Here is a 14,006-nt window from a genome sequence, read left to right as displayed (position 1 = left end):
AATCCCGTCACCGTCACCGTGGCCTATCACGTGCTGCCGGGTCGTGAAGGCGACTTCCACTCGTGGGGGTGGGCCATGCTGGGCGCGAGCGCCCGTCAGCCGGGGTTCCTCGGTGGTGGCGTCCTGGTCGACGAGGAGGCGGAATGGCATGTCGTGTATCGCTTCGCCACCGAGGAGTCGGCGCTGGCCTGGGAGAACTCCCTGGACCGGGGGCAGTGGGAGATCCGCACGGACGGTATCGCCCGCCCCACCGGGCGCCGTAGCGTCCGGGGGTCGAAGGAGTGGTTCGACGCGCTGAACGGGCCGCCGCCCGCACCGCCGCCGCCCGCTCCCCCGGCCAAATGGAAACTGTGGTTCATCAACATGAGCGCGGTGTTCCCACCGGTTCTGCTCTTCAATATCGTCGTGCTGCCCTATCTCGGCGGCGTCAATCCGCTCGTTCGCACCCTGGTGCTCTGCCTCTGCGTGACCGCGCTTGTCACCTGGATTCTCATGCCGCGGTTGCAGCGTTTCTTCAAGAAATGGCTGTACCCGCCGCTCCAGGCGCTGCGCGGGCGGCACAAACGACGGGCCGCCTAGGCCCGGGAACGATCCGAGGGAGGTGGGCGGGTGAAGACCCTGCTCATCGACAATTACGACTCGTACACCTACAACCTGTTCCAGTTGATCGCCGAGGTCAACGGCGAGGAACCGGTGGTGGTCCGCAACGACGACGGGGACGGCGCACTTTCCCGGCTCGCGGGGTTCGACAACGTGGTGGTGTCCCCGGGGCCCGGGCACCCGGGGAACAGCCGTGACTTCGGCATCAGTGCCCGGGTGATCGCCGGGGCCACGGTGCCCGTGCTCGGGGTGTGCCTGGGCCACCAGGGCATCGCGCTCGGCGAGGACGCCCGGGTGGTGGCCGCCCCGCAGCCCCGGCACGGACACCTGAGCAGAGTGCGGCACGACGGCCGGGACCTGTTCGAGGGGCTGCCCCAGGACTTCACGGCCGTGCGCTACCACTCCCTCGCGGTGTACGAGCCGCTGCCCGCCGCCCTGGAGGCCACCGCCTGGGCCGAGGACGGCGTCCTGATGGGCCTGCGCCACCGCGAACGGCCGCTGTGGGGCGTGCAGTTCCACCCTGAGTCGGTGCTCACCGAGTACGGCCACCGCATGCTGGTGAACTTCCGCAACCTGACGGCCCGCCGCGCCCGCCGGGCGCGTTCCAAGAACACCGCCGTCCCGCCGGCCGAGGCGGCGGTCCCCCGGCCGAGGCCCGGGGCCCACGCGGTGAGCGAAGAAGGCACGGCCGTCGCCTCCGCTTCGAGGCACTCGGGCCGGACGACCGGACCCCGGCCCGGCACGACCATCCCCCGCCCCCGCCGGGGCGACGGGCCCGCGTACCGGCTGCACACCCGCCAGATCGCCGGTGCCGTCGACACGGAGGCCGCCTTCGGCCGGCTCTTCGCCGCCTCGGCCCGCTCCTTCTGGCTGGACAGCTCCCTCGTCGAGCAGGGACGCTCGCGGTTCTCGTTCCTCGGTGACGACAGCGGTCCGCTCGCCGAGTTCGTGCGGTACGACGTGACGGCCGGGCGGTGCGAGGTGGAACGGACCGGGCGGCCGCCGCGCAAGGTGTCGGCGAGCGTCTTCGACTACCTGAAGCGACAGCTGACCAGCCGCCGGGTGGACGCCGGCGACCTGCCCTTCGACTTCACCGGCGGCTATGTCGGCTACTTCGGCTACGAGACCAAGGCGGACTGCGGCTCCCCGAACAGGCACAGGGCCGACACCCCGGACGCCTGCTGGCTGTTCGCCGACCGGCTGCTCGCCGTGGACCACGAGGAGGACGTCACCTACGCGGTCTGCCTGGCGGAGGACACCCCGCAGGCCGCCCGGGAGGCCGAGGAGTGGCTGGAGACCGTACTGGCCCAGCTCACCTTCCTGGCCCCGGGCGCCGGCCGGCCGGCCCCGCCCGCCGCCGAGGCGCCCGACCTGGAGGCCGCCGAGCCCTGGCTGCTGCGCGACCGGGCCGGCTACCTCGCCGACATCGAGGCCTGCCGACGGGAACTGCGGGCCGGCACCAGCTACGAGGTGTGCCTGACCAACGCGGCCCGGCTGCCCGCCCCGGCCGACCCCTACGCCTTCTACCGGGAGCTGCGCCGCGTCAACCCGGCGCCGTACGCGGCCTTCCTGCGGTTCGGCGACCTGGACGTGGCCGGTTCCTCGCCGGAGCGGTTCCTGCGGATCACCCGGGACGGGGTGGCCGAGGCCAGGCCCATCAAGGGGACCGCGCCGCGCGGGGCGACCCCGTTCGAGGACGAGCGGCTGCGGGACGCGCTGGCGGCGGACGCCAAGACCCGCGCCGAGAACCTGATGATCGTCGACCTGCTCCGCAACGACCTGGGCCGGGTCTGCCGTACCGGAACCGTGCGGGTGCCCCGCCTGATGGCCACCGAGTCGTACGCGACCGTGCACCAGCTGGTGTCGACGGTGACCGGGCGGCTGCGGGCCGGGACGGACGCCGTGGACTGCGTGCGGGCCTGCTTCCCGGGCGGGTCGATGACCGGGGCCCCGAAGCTGCGCACGATGGAGATCATCGACTCTTTGGAGACCGCGGCCCGGGGCGTGTACTCGGGGGCGCTCGGCTACCTCGGGTGCAGCGGCGGGGCCGACCTCAACATCGTGATCCGGACGGCGGTGCTGGCGGGCGGCCGGATGCAACTGGGCGCGGGCGGGGCGATCGTCCTGGACTCCGACCCGGCCGCCGAGTACGACGAGATGCTGCTGAAGACCGCCGCGCAGATGCGCGCGCTGCGGGAGCACACGACGGCCGCGGCGGACGCCGTGCAGGAGGCCGCCCGATGACCCGGGCCCCCGCCGTCACGGCGACCGCCAACCTCGCCGCCCGGCTCACCGACCGCACCGAGCGGCACGGCTGGGGCGACCGGGCCGCGTTCCACCAGGGCCACCGTGTCTTCACCCACGGCGAGGTGCACGACCTCGGGGCGCGGGCCGCCACGGTCCTCGCCGGGCACGGCGTCGGCCCCGGCGACCGGGTGTTGCTCGCGCTGCCCGACTCGATCGCCTGGGTGGTGGCCTTCCTCGCCGTCGCCCGGCTCGGCGCGGTCGCCGTCCTGGTCAACCCCGAACTCCCGGCGGCCGACCACGCGTTCATGGCCGCCGACACGGAGGCGGTGCTGTGTCTGACGGGCCCCGGTCTGGAGGACCGCTTCCCCGGACGGGTCCGCCTCGGCGCCGACCAGTTGCTCGCGCTCGCCCCCGCGGCCGGCCCCACCCCCGCCCACCCGGTCGACGCGGACAGCCCGCTGTACGTCCAGTACACGTCCGGGACGACGGGCAGGCCCAAGGGCGTCGTCCACACGCACGCCCACCCGGCCGCGTACCACGACCTGATCGGACGGCGGCTGCTCGGCGTCACCGAGGACGACGTGACCCTGTCGGTGTCCAAGCTGTACTTCGCGTACGGCTTCGGGAACGCCTTCGTCTTCCCGCTCTTCTCGGGGTCCAGTGCCGTCCTGGTGGACCGGCGTCCGCACCCGGCCGCCGTGGACGAGCTGGTCGCCCGGCACCGGGTGACCCTGCTGTACTCGGTGCCGTCCGCGTACGCGGCGCTGGTCGCCGACCGGGGCAGCGGGCACCAGGCCTGCTTCGCCTCGGTGCGGGCCGCGGTGTCGGCCGGCGAGGGACTGCCCGCCGGGCTCGGCGACCGGGTCACGGAGCTGCTCGGCGCACCGGTCCTCGAACAGATCGGCTCCACCGAGGCCGGGCACGCCTTCTGCGCCAACAGTGTGGCCCACAACCACCCCGGGACGGTGGGCCGTCCGGTGCCCGGCTTCGAGGTGGAGCTGCGCGACCGCGACGGACGTCCGGTGCCCGACGGGCACGAGGGCGAACTGTGGGTGCGCGGGCCGACGGTGACACCCGGCTACCTCAACCGGCCGGAGGAGACCGCGCGCACCCTGGTCGGCGGCTGGCTGGCGACCCACGACCGGGCGGTGCGCGAACCCGACGGCGCCTACCGGCACCTGGGGCGCAGTGACGACATGGAGATGGTCGGCGGGATCACCGTCTCCCCGCTGGAGGTGGAGGCGGTGCTGCGCACCCATCCGGCGGTGCGCGAGGTCGCGGTGGCGGCCGTACCGGACGGCACCGGCGCCGTCCGGCTGCGCGCCTTCGTCGTACCCGCCGGCACCCCGGCGCCCGCCGGGCTCCAGGAGGAGCTCCTGGCGCTGGCGCGGGAGCGGCTGGCCGCGTTCAAGGTGCCGCGCAGCATCAGCCTGCTGCCGTCCCTGCCCCGGACCCCGACCGGGAAACTCCGCCGCCACCTGGTCCGCCGGGGCGCGTGGTGACCATGACTGAAAGGACCGTCTCCATGCAGGAGTCCCTCATCGGCGACCGGGGTTTCTACCTGGGCCCGCTGTTCCGGCGGGCCGCCGAGCGGCACGGCGGGGTGTTCGTCACCCTGGACCGGCCCCTGGACACCCACCCGGACCTCGGCGTCCGGCTCAGCTACCGCGAACTGGCCGACGCCGTCGACGAGTTGTCCGCGCGGCTGTGGGCGGCCGGGGTGCGGCCCACCGAGCAGGTCGTCGTCCACAAGACGGACAACGTCGACATCGTGCTGCTGACCTGTGCCGTCTCCCGGATCGGCGCGGTGCCCGTGCTGCTCTCGCCCACCCTGGCCGGCGAGGTGGTCGGCAAGCTGCTCGCCCGACTCCGGCAGCCGTGGCTGGTCACGGACGCGGCGCAGCTCGCCGGGCTGGAGACCGGGGGCCTGGTCCGGCAGACCCTCACCGTGGACAGCGTGCCCGGGGTGGTGTCCCTGCCGGAGCACGCGGGTGCCGAGGTCCCGGCGCCGGTCCGGCTGCACCCCCGCGAACCCTCCCTGATCACCCACAGCTCCGGTACCACCGGGGTCCCCAAACTCGCCGTGCACTGCCCGCAGTCCATGTGGAACCGCCTGCTGCCGCAGCAGGCGATGGGCTGGCCCACGCGGGGCGAGGTGGCGGCGCTGCACATGTCGTTCGTGCACTCGCGCTTCTACCATCTGCTCGGCGTGCTGCTGCACTTCGGCAGCCCGCTGCTGCTGATCACCGACCCGGACCCGGCGAGGGTCGGCCCGATGCTGGCCCGGCACCGCCCCGGCATCGTCGAGACCCACCCCAACACCTTCGTGCTGTGGGAGGAGCTCGCGGACGCCCCCGGCGCCCCGCTGTCCCGCGTCAGGTCGTACGGCTCGACGTTCGACGCGATCCACCCGCGCACGGTACGGCGGCTCCTGGACGCCTCGAAACGCCGCAGCCCGTGGCTGATCCAGCTGTACGGGCAGAGCGAGACCGGTCCGGTCGCCTTCCAGTGGTTCACCCGCAGGAGCGTGAGCCGGGCGGACGGACGGCGGGTCGGGATCGGGATACCGGGCTTCACCCGGGTCCGGGTCACCGGCCCCGACGGGCAGTCCGCCGCACCCGGCGTGCCCGGCCGGATCGAGGCCCGCACCCGGGGCCGCATCCTCACCTACCTCGGCGCCCGCGAGCAGTACGAACGCCAACTCGACGGTGAGTGGTGGCAGATGGGCGACATGGGGTACCGCAGCCGGCTGGGCGCGCTGTACCTGATCGACCGGGAGATCGACCGGATCGACTCCGTGCACAGCAACCTGGAGGTCGAGGACACCCTCATGGACCGGCTGGAGGAACTGCGTGAGGTGGTCATCGTGCCGGGTGCCGACCGGGAGCCCGTCCCGGTGGTGTGCGTGCGCGGCGAACAGCCGCTGGACCCGGATCGCTGGCGGGCGGCGACCGCCGACCTGCCGGCGATGGCCCAGCCGCGGCAGTGGCGGTTCGAGGAGCTGCCGATGACCGCGACCTGGAAGGTGAAGCGGGTGGAGATCACCCGGATGCTGGCGGCGGGTGTGCGCGCGTGACGCCGGTGGTGGTGGTCGGCGCCGGGCCGGTGGGTCTGTCGGCGGCGCTCGCGCTGCGCGCGCACGGCCTGCCGGTGCTGCTCCTGGAGGCGGACCCCGAGGGCCGCGAACGGCCGGGCAGCCGGGCCCTGTTCGTGCACCGCGAGACCCTGGCGCTGCTGGACGCGATGCGGCCGGGGCTGGCCGGACGGATCACCGACCACGGCCGGACCTGGCACACCCGGCGGACCCTGTACCGGGGGCGGGAGGTGTACTCCCGCACCTTCCCGCCCCCTTCCGGAAGGCCGCCCTTCACCAGCCTGCGCCAGGTGGACACCGAGCGCTTCCTGCGGGACGCGTGCACGGAGGCGGGTGTGGAGTTCCGGTGGGACGCCCGGGTGACCGGTGTCCGCACCACCGCCTCGGACGTCACCTTGAGCTGTGCGGACGGGCGGGAGCTGACCTGCGGCCACGTCATCGCCGCGGACGGCGCCCGGTCCGCCGTCCGGGCCGGGCTCGGCATCCCCATGGAGGGCACGCACGGCGACGGTTTCCACGTGGTCGTCGACGTGGCCGACCGGCCGGGCGCGGAGCTGCCGCTGGAGCGGGTCTTCCACTACGAGCACCCGGGCGCCGGCGGCCGCAGCGTCATGCGGGTGCCCTTCACCGGAGGCTTCCAGGTCGACCTCCAGTGCCACGCCGGGGACCGGCCGGAGGAGTTCGGCACCGAGGAGGCCGTCCGCCGCTGGCTGCCCGGGGTGGTGGGCGAGGGGTACGGGGACAGCATCCTGTGGGTGTCGACGTACCGCTTCCTGCGCAAGGTCGCGGCCTCCTTCACCGACCCGCACGAGCGGGTGCTGCTGGTCGGGGAGGCCGCGCACCTGTTCCCGCCGTTCGGGGCGCGCGGCATGAACAGCGGGATCGCCGACGCGGCGGCGGCGGCCGACGCGGTCGCGGCGAAGACGGCGGACGCGGTGGACGGGTTCGCGGAGGTGCGGCGGGCCGCCGCGCTCTTCAACAGCGCGGCGGCCGGGACCGCTCTGGACCATCTGCGGCCCCGGCGGCGGATCGTACGGCTGCGGCAGCGTGCGGCGGCGGTGCTGGCGCCCGTCGTGCCGTCCTGCGGATCCTGGCTGGAGCACGCCCCGTACGGGCCACGGAACGGGGCGCCGGCGCTGGCCGGCCGGAAGTACTGAGCCGGAAGTACTGAGGAGGAGCGCATGGGCAGCCGGGTGACCTTCGGTGAAGGGCTGTTGACGTGGTCAGCGGCCGGCGGGCTGCGGCCCGCCGAGGACGCGGGACCGGGCGGGCGGCTGCTCGTCGCCGACTCCTGGCTGGTCCGGGACGGCCGGGTGCGCGCCCTGGACCGGCACCGGGAGCGTTTCCTGCGGTCCTGCGGCGAGTGCGGCGGGCCGCCGCTGCCCCGGCTGCTGGAGTTCTGGCAGGCGATGACGGCCGCGCTGCCCCGCACCGGCGAGTGGTTCCCCCGCGTCGAACTCGCCCGCGGGCCGGGAGAGCTGCGGCTGCGGCTGCGGCACGCGCCGCCGCTCGGGTCCGAGGTGCGGGTGTGGGCGACCGGCCAGTCGGACCCGCGGACCGTCCCGCGCCGCAAGGGGCCGGACCTGGACACCCTGGCCCGGGTGCGGGGCCGGGCGGTCGGCGCGGGCGCCGAGGAGGCGGTGCTGGTCGCGCCCACCGGGCTCGTGCTGGAGGCGGCCACGGCGAGTGTGCTGTGGTGGGAGGACGGCACCCTGTGCCTGCCCTCGCCGCGGCTGCCCGTACTGCCCGGGGTGACCGTCGCGCTGCTCCAGGAGCGGGCGCTGCGCACGGGCGTCCCCGTCGCCCACCGGGACCGGACCCTGCCCGAGCTGGACGGCCGTGAGGTGTGGCTGGTCAACGCGCTGCACGGGATCAGGCCGGTCGCGCGGTGGATCGGCGAACCCCTGCGGGCGGCACCGGCGGCTCGCGCGGCGGAATGGCGGGGGTGGCTGGACGACCGCATGGAGCCGCTGCCGGAAAACTGAGAAAAACCCGCGGACACCGCGGACGCGCCGGGCCGAATACGATCCGATTCGACCCGGCGCTTTCCGGTGCCTGAATTTATTCGGCGTCGCCGGAATTACTTCTGCTTGGCCTGGTAGGCCCCCGGCGCCATTCGGGTGGCGATGGCGATCCGGTTGTAGGCGTTGATGACGGTGGCCGCCCAGATGAGGGCCGCGACCTGGGCCTCGTCGAAGACGGCGGCGGCCTCGGCGTAGACCGCGTCCGGGACCCGGTCGTCGGCGACGAGGGTCACGGCCTCGGTCAACGCCAGGGCGGCGCGCTCCCGTTCGGTGAAGAAGGGGGTCTCCCGCCAGGCGTTGAGCGCGTAGATGCGCTGCTCGGTCTCGCCCTGGGCACGGGCGTCCTTGGTGTGCATGTCGAGGCAGAAGGCGCAGCCGTTCAGCTGGGAGGCGCGGATTCTGACCAGTTCCAGGAGTTCCGGTTCCACCTTGGCGTCCTGGGCCGCGGCGACGGCGGCGGCATGCAGGGAACCCATCGCCGAGGAGACGTCAGGGGTGATTTTCTTGAGGGCCACACGGGAAATCTGATCGCCATTGCTCATGGGTGAGACTCTAGCTTCCCTTATTGAATTACGGGGACCGTTGTCCGTGAATTCAGGCGCCGCTGATCACAGTCGGGTCGGACAGCACCGCGCACAGGGTGTCCAGCGCACCGGACCAGGCGTGGTCGGCGGGAGTGCCGTAGCCGAGCACCAGCGCGTCGGGCACCTCGACGGCGGCCGCGGGGTGGCGGTGGCGCGGGGTGAGTCCCTCGACGGCCAGGCCACGGGCGGCGGCAGCCCGGATCACCGGGGTCACGCTGCCGGGCGGGAGCCTGAGCAGCGCGTGCAGACCCGCCGCGATGCCGGTGACCCGGATCGCCGGGGCGCGTTCGGCAAGGGCGGCGACCAGGGCGTCCCGACGTCGCCGGTAGCGGGTGCGGCAGGCGCGGACATGGCGGTCGTAGCCGCCGGAGCCGATGAACTCGGCCAGGGTCAGCTGGTCCGGCGCGCCGCAGGTGTCCACCTCGCCCTTGACCCGGGTCACCTCGCGGGCCACGGCCGGCGGCAGCACCATCCAGGCCAGCCGCAGCCCGGGGGCCAGGGACTTGCTGGCGGTGCCCAGGTAGACCACCTCGTCGGGGGCGAGGCCCTGGAGGGCGCCGACGGGCCTGCGGTCGTAGCGGAACTCGCCGTCGTAGTCGTCCTCCAGGACCAGGCCGCCGGTGCGCCGCGCCCAGTCCACGACCGCGGCCCGCCGGTCGTGGTGCAGCGGCAGGCCCAGCGGGAACTGGTGCGAGGGGGTCAGCAGCACCGCGGCCGGACCCGGCCCCAGCGCTCCGGTGTCCGTGCCCAGCTCGTCCATGGGCAGCGGGACGTGCCGCAGCCCGGCCGCGGTCAGCAGCCGCCAGTGCTCGTCGAGGCCGTACGACTCCACGGCGACCGTGTCCGCGCCGCGGGCCCGCAGCGTCCGGCCCAGCAGGTTCAGGGCGTGCGAGAACCCGGCGCAGATCACGATGTGTTCGGGGTCGGCGCGCACGCCCCGGGCGCGGGCGAGGTAAGCGGCGAGCGCGGTGCGCAGTTCGACACGGCCGCGCGGGTCGCCGTAGCCGAACGCCTCGTTGGGGGCGGCGGTGAGGGCGCGGCGGGCCGCCTTGAGCCACTCGGCGCGCGGGAAGGCGGAGACGTCGGGGAAGCCGGCCCGCAGGTCGTGGGCGGGGCGGTGGGCCGTCGTGGCGGCCGTGGCCGCGGTGCGCGGGTCCGGCAGCAGGGCCGGCACGCCGGTCGCGACCCGGGTTCCGGAGCCCTGTCTGGCGGTGAGCCAGCCCTCGGCGACCAGGTCGGCGTAGGCGTCGGCGACGGTGTTGCGGGCGATGGCGAGGTCGGCGGCGAGGGAGCGGGACGAGGGCAGCCGGGTGCCGGGGACCAGCCGTCCGCTGCGGACGGCCTGGCGCAGTGCGTCGGTCAGACCCCGGCGCAGGCCCGGACCGGCCGGTTCCAGGTGCAGGTCGATACCCAGGGCACCCTGAGTGGCCCATGTTTTCCCCATGGAAATGGACCATACCCCTGGGCTGCCTTGCTCGTAGGGTCGAGGCATGACCACAGAACACACCGCCGAGTACGCACCCGAGCACACCCCCCGCCTGGCCTGGGCACAGCACGCGCCCGAGGTCTACAAGGCGATGGTCCGCCTGGACGGAGCGGCCCGTAAGGGCCTGGACGCCAAGCTGTTCGAGCTGGTGAAGATCCGCGCCTCGCAGCTCAACCACTGCGCGTACTGCCTCGACATGCACACCAAGGACGCGATCGCTGCGGGCGAGAGCGTGCAGCGCATCGTCCAGCTCAGCGCGTGGGAGGAGTCGAAGCACTTCTACACCGAGCAGGAACTCGCCGCGATCGAGCTGACCGAGGCCGTCACCGTGCTCACCGAGGGCTTCGTGCCGGACGAGGTCTACGAGCGGGCCGCCAAGCACTTCGACGAGGCGCAGCTGACGCAGCTGATCGCCTCGATCATCGTGATCAACTCCTGGAACCGGTTCGCGGTGACGACCCGCATGGTTCCCGGGCACTACACGCCGGGGCAGCACGGGTGAGCAGGGCCGGGCGGACGGCCCGGGCCTGCTCCGGCCGGCCCTGCGGGTCACCGCGCGTGGTACCGGTCTAGGCGTGCGGCGCGCTGCCCGTCCCGGGGCGGAAGCGCCGGTACAGCACCGCTCCGGCCGCCAGTGAGGCGAGGCTCACGATGCCCGGCGCCCAGGGGCTCGCCGCTCCGGTGTGGGCGAGGGTCTCGGTGGTCCGGTGCCGTACGACGGTGGTCTGCCTCGGGTGCGCCTTGGCCGGGTGGTGCGGCTGCTGGTGGACGCGCGGCGTGGTCGGTGCGGACGGGGTGGGCTCGTCGGGACCGCCGTACGAGTCGTTGCTGGACTCGTTGCCGAACACGGGGTTGCCCACACCCACCACGTTCACGCTGTTGCCGCTGAAATTCACGGGCACGTGAACGGGGATCTGGAGGTCGTTGCCGGACAGGACGCCCGGCGAGTCGTGGGTGTCGCCGTGGGCCGTGGCCCCGCCCGACGTCCGGGAGCCCGTCGTCTGCCCCGCCGCCCTGTGACCCGTGTTGGAGCACTTGTTGCCCATCGCGGGGTTGAGCAGCCCGACCACGTCCACGGTGTTGCCGCACACGTTCACCGGGATGTCCACCGGCAACTGGATGGTGTTGCCGGAGCCCACTCCGGGCGAGCCGCTCGCGGACCCGTCCGCGGCGGAGTCGGCATGAGCCGTCCCCGCGACTGCCATCGCGCCAGAGGCGACGGCCATGGCGATCACACTGTTTCGGGTAGCCCGTTTCATGGGTTCCCTGCCCTTCCAGACGCGTCGCGGGCACTCACCCGGACTCGGTGTGACTGTGGTGGTTGCTGAGGAATCGAGAAAGAGGGCGGCATGTGCCGTCCGGCCTGATCAGAGGGCCTGGTTGTTGCAGCCCATGTCCGAGCCGAGGTGGCTCTGCTGGGCGCCCGGGTTGCCCTCGCCGTTCAGCAGGTTGCCCGCCAGTCCGGTGAGGGCGCTGACGTTGCCGAGCACCTCGATGTTCATGTCGTGCGAGCGGCACTCGGTGCCCTGCGTGACGTCGATGTCGTGGCCCGGCTCACCGTGTGCGAAGGCGGTGCCGCCGCCGACCGAGCAGACGCTGCCGAGGACGGCGGCGCCCACGAGGGCCACCTTGTGGAGCTTGCGCATGGGTTCTCCGTAGGTCGAGCGGATGGGGATCCGCTGCGGTTCGAGGGAAAGTCGGAAAGTGTGGCGAAGCGTCAGCCGAGGCGGGGAAGCCCGAGCTGGCCGACGGGGGGTGCCGCGACCTGGCCGAGCCCGACCGGGGCCAGACCGGGCACGGCCGGAGCGCCGAGGATCGGGTTGATGAGCGGGTTCACCTGCGGGTTCACCTGGGGGTTCACCTGCGGCGTGACCCGCGTCGGCCCGTCCGCGGCGGAGCCCTGGGGAACGGCCAGCTGCGGGGCGACCTGCGGCATGACCTGGGGCATGACCTGCGGTACGACCTGCGGCGGGGCGGCCTGCGGCTGGGCGTACTGCGGCGCCGGGGCGTACTGCGGTGGGTAGGCGGGAGCGGCCTGCGGCTGGGCGTACTGCGGTGCCGGGGCGTACTGCGGCGGCGCGGCCTGCTGCTGCGGGTAGCCGGGAGCGGCGGTGGCCTGCGCCGAGCCCTGCGACGAGGCCGAGGCGGAGGCGTAACCGCTCTGCTGGGGGTACTGCGGCGGGGCCTGCTGGTACTGCGGGGCCGGCGCGGCCTGCTGCGGGTACTGCGGCGGGGCCTGCTGGTACTGCTGGGGCGGCGCGGCCTGCTGCTGCGGATAGGCGGGGACGGTGGCCTGCGCCGAGCCCTGCGTCTGGCCGGCGGCGTAACCGGCCTGCTGCGGCGCCGGGGCCGGGGGATACGGCTGGTCCGGAGCCGGCGCCGGGGCCGCACCGCCATATCCGACGGGAGCGTCGGCATAGCTGACGCCCGCGCCGATGGCGGACAGACCACTGGCCGCTGCCAGAACGAGCGCGGCCTTGTGAAGCTTGCGCATGAAACCCTCGGCCCTTCGATACCTGGATGAGAAAGTCCATTGCGTTCAGTGCGGTCGCGCGTGCAGTCGGTGCGGTCATTGCACTGCACTTTCAGCAGCGGTACTCCTGAGCAGCACGCGAACTTCGCATCGGAGCCGGCAGCGATTCGCCCTCAATACCTTCGGGTCCTCGACCACCGCCCTCTCCCCACCGGAACGAGGAGTGCCGGGCGATGGTCACGGGCATTCAAAGTGCCGTCACCCAATTGCCGTCACCGGCAGGGAAATTGCAGCTCATATGCCTTTCGGCAAACGGGTGAGACGGCATCGCGGCCGTATCCGGGCCTGCGGGCCTCTCGTTCCCCACGGGGTGAGGGCGAAGCTCCGCACCGGCCGCCCGGACGGCATGGAAGCGACAACTGCGCTTCCTCGTCAGTCATTTCATCAGGTTCCGCGCACAGATCACATGAAGGGCCGAGGATTCCATGCGTAAGTTTCGGCAAGTCGCGCTCATCGTCGCAGCAGCCGGCGGTCTGACCGCCGTCGGTGCCGGACCCAGTTCCGCCGCGCCCGTCTCCTACGGGACCGGGCCGACCCCGGTCTCCCAACCGGACGCCCAGGCCGCCGCCGCCACCTCCGCCCAGGCGACCGCGCAGACGTACGGCACGCCGGCCGCCCAACCGGCCCCGCAGCGCGGCACCGAGGTCGCCCCGCAGCTCAACCCGCAGCTGAACCCGCAGATCAGCCCCCAGATCTCGCCCCAGGCCCCGCAGCAGGTCGCGCAGGGCGGCCCGGTGACCCAGAGCAACATGTTCCGCCCGTACCAGGAGTGCAGCCCGCAGTCCCTGCTCGACGCGAACATCCCGGTCGCCCTGCTCGCGGCCTCCCAGACCCGGGGTGTCGACTGCACCCAGGCCAACAGCCAGTCGAACGCCCTCGCCAGCGCGCAACGCCAGGGCTGACGCCAGCATTTGGCGGTCGCACCACGGGCCATACGACTTTTCGGGTGTTTCTGCCGCGCGCTCGAAACAACAGCGCGTCGCTGCCGGATTTGGCCTATTACGTACTAATCTCCCGTAACTGTAAAAAGTCGATCTGCCACAGATCGCAACCCCCCACTCCACGGAGATGACATGCGCAAGCTTCGCAACGCTGCCGTCCTGGTCGCCGCCCTCAGCAGCATCGGCCTCGTCAGCGGCACGGCCTACGCCGGCGGCGAGGGCCACGGGCAGGGCGACAAGTTCAACATCAACCAGAGCTCGCACTGCAAGTCGCACGACCTGAACCTGGACGTCCTCGGAGAGGTCGGCCTGCTCAACGGCCTGCTGGGCAGCGCCCTGAACGGCGAGGGCAACCCGGGCGCCCAGGCCACCAATCTCGGTTCGACGATGGGCTGCAACAACAGCGCCTTCTGAGGTCTGCGACAGCAGCCTTCCGAGGCCTCGTCCGGCGCCACGGCGCCCGACGGCTCAATGTCCCGGCGCCCGGCCGAACGCCG

14 protein-coding genes are annotated in these 14,006 nt (G+C 73.2%); 9 read left to right on the top strand and 5 right to left on the bottom strand.

Translation table 11 applies throughout. The annotated features are described in order from the left end of the window. From ABZ646_RS24420 to ABZ646_RS24395, 6 genes are all read left to right on the top strand, one after another. Nucleotides 1–579, top strand: a 579-nt coding sequence (locus ABZ646_RS24420; protein WP_360522640.1) for a hypothetical protein, incomplete at its 5' end; no start/stop codon positions are given. A gap of 30 nt (nucleotides 580–609) precedes the next feature. Next, nucleotides 610–2,844, top strand: a complete 2,235-nt coding sequence (pabB, locus tag ABZ646_RS24415) for an aminodeoxychorismate synthase component I (protein WP_360522637.1) — start codon at nucleotides 610–612, stop codon at nucleotides 2,842–2,844. Next, on the top strand, nucleotides 2,841–4,349 hold the full coding sequence (locus tag ABZ646_RS24410) for an AMP-binding protein (protein ID WP_360522634.1): 1,509 nt from the start codon (nucleotides 2,841–2,843) through the stop codon (nucleotides 4,347–4,349). The genes pabB and ABZ646_RS24410 overlap by 4 nt, the downstream gene beginning before the upstream one ends. Before the next feature lie 2 nt (nucleotides 4,350–4,351). Further along, nucleotides 4,352–5,923 carry an AMP-binding protein gene (locus ABZ646_RS24405; protein ID WP_360522631.1) on the top strand — a complete coding sequence of 524 codons (1,572 nt, stop codon included), beginning with the start codon at nucleotides 4,352–4,354 and terminating at the stop codon, nucleotides 5,921–5,923. Further along, nucleotides 5,920–7,098 carry an FAD-dependent monooxygenase gene (locus tag ABZ646_RS24400; protein ID WP_360522628.1) on the top strand — a complete coding sequence of 393 codons (1,179 nt, stop codon included), beginning with the start codon at nucleotides 5,920–5,922 and terminating at the stop codon, nucleotides 7,096–7,098. Before ABZ646_RS24405 ends, ABZ646_RS24400 begins: the two co-directional genes overlap by 4 nt. Before the next feature lie 24 nt (nucleotides 7,099–7,122). Then, nucleotides 7,123–7,926: an aminotransferase class IV gene (locus ABZ646_RS24395; protein WP_360522625.1), complete on the top strand. Its 804-nt coding sequence runs from the start codon at nucleotides 7,123–7,125 to the stop codon at nucleotides 7,924–7,926. A gap of 95 nt (nucleotides 7,927–8,021) precedes the next feature. Here the strand turns inward: ABZ646_RS24395 and ABZ646_RS24390 are convergent, their stop codons facing one another. Beyond that, the gene (locus ABZ646_RS24390; RefSeq protein ID WP_360522623.1) at nucleotides 8,022–8,507 is read right to left on the bottom strand and encodes a carboxymuconolactone decarboxylase family protein; all 486 of its coding nucleotides are present in this window, start codon (nucleotides 8,505–8,507) and stop codon (nucleotides 8,022–8,024) included. A gap of 52 nt (nucleotides 8,508–8,559) precedes the next feature. After that, entirely contained in the window at nucleotides 8,560–9,993 is a 1,434-nt protein-coding gene (locus tag ABZ646_RS24385) for a PLP-dependent aminotransferase family protein (RefSeq protein WP_360522620.1), read from the bottom strand. Between the two features lie 46 nt (nucleotides 9,994–10,039). Here ABZ646_RS24385 and ABZ646_RS24380 point away from each other — a divergent pair, with 46 nt between their 5' ends. Then, on the top strand, nucleotides 10,040–10,537 hold the full coding sequence (locus ABZ646_RS24380) for a carboxymuconolactone decarboxylase family protein (protein WP_360522617.1): 498 nt from the start codon (nucleotides 10,040–10,042) through the stop codon (nucleotides 10,535–10,537). Nucleotides 10,538–10,604: 67 nt separating this feature from the next. Here the strand turns inward: ABZ646_RS24380 and ABZ646_RS24375 are convergent, their stop codons facing one another. The 3 genes from ABZ646_RS24375 to ABZ646_RS24365 form a co-directional block, all read right to left on the bottom strand. Further along, complete coding sequence (locus tag ABZ646_RS24375) at nucleotides 10,605–11,261, bottom strand: chaplin (protein WP_360522614.1); 657 nt, start codon at nucleotides 11,259–11,261, stop codon at nucleotides 10,605–10,607. A gap of 141 nt (nucleotides 11,262–11,402) precedes the next feature. Beyond that, nucleotides 11,403–11,681 (bottom strand): hypothetical protein, encoded by a 279-nt coding sequence (locus ABZ646_RS24370; protein WP_132892884.1) that lies wholly within the window; start codon nucleotides 11,679–11,681, stop codon nucleotides 11,403–11,405. A 71-nt stretch (nucleotides 11,682–11,752) separates the two neighbouring features. Continuing rightward, nucleotides 11,753–12,529 (bottom strand): hypothetical protein, encoded by a 777-nt coding sequence (locus ABZ646_RS24365; protein WP_360522611.1) that lies wholly within the window; start codon nucleotides 12,527–12,529, stop codon nucleotides 11,753–11,755. A gap of 464 nt (nucleotides 12,530–12,993) precedes the next feature. On the opposite strand from ABZ646_RS24365, the gene ABZ646_RS24360 reads away from it, so the two are divergent. Continuing rightward, nucleotides 12,994–13,470 (top strand): hypothetical protein, encoded by a 477-nt coding sequence (locus tag ABZ646_RS24360; protein ID WP_358987952.1) that lies wholly within the window; start codon nucleotides 12,994–12,996, stop codon nucleotides 13,468–13,470. A gap of 171 nt (nucleotides 13,471–13,641) precedes the next feature. Next, nucleotides 13,642–13,923 (top strand): hypothetical protein, encoded by a 282-nt coding sequence (locus ABZ646_RS24355; RefSeq protein WP_046727336.1) that lies wholly within the window; start codon nucleotides 13,642–13,644, stop codon nucleotides 13,921–13,923. The last annotated feature ends 83 nt before the right edge of the window (nucleotides 13,924–14,006 follow it).

This window comes from Streptomyces sp. NPDC007162 (assembly GCF_040634175.1).
In the GTDB taxonomy this organism is placed as follows: Bacteria; Actinomycetota; Actinomycetes; order Streptomycetales; family Streptomycetaceae; genus Streptomyces.
Note: the sequence above shows the minus strand (reverse complement) of the source record. Positions and strands in the feature narration are given on the sequence as shown.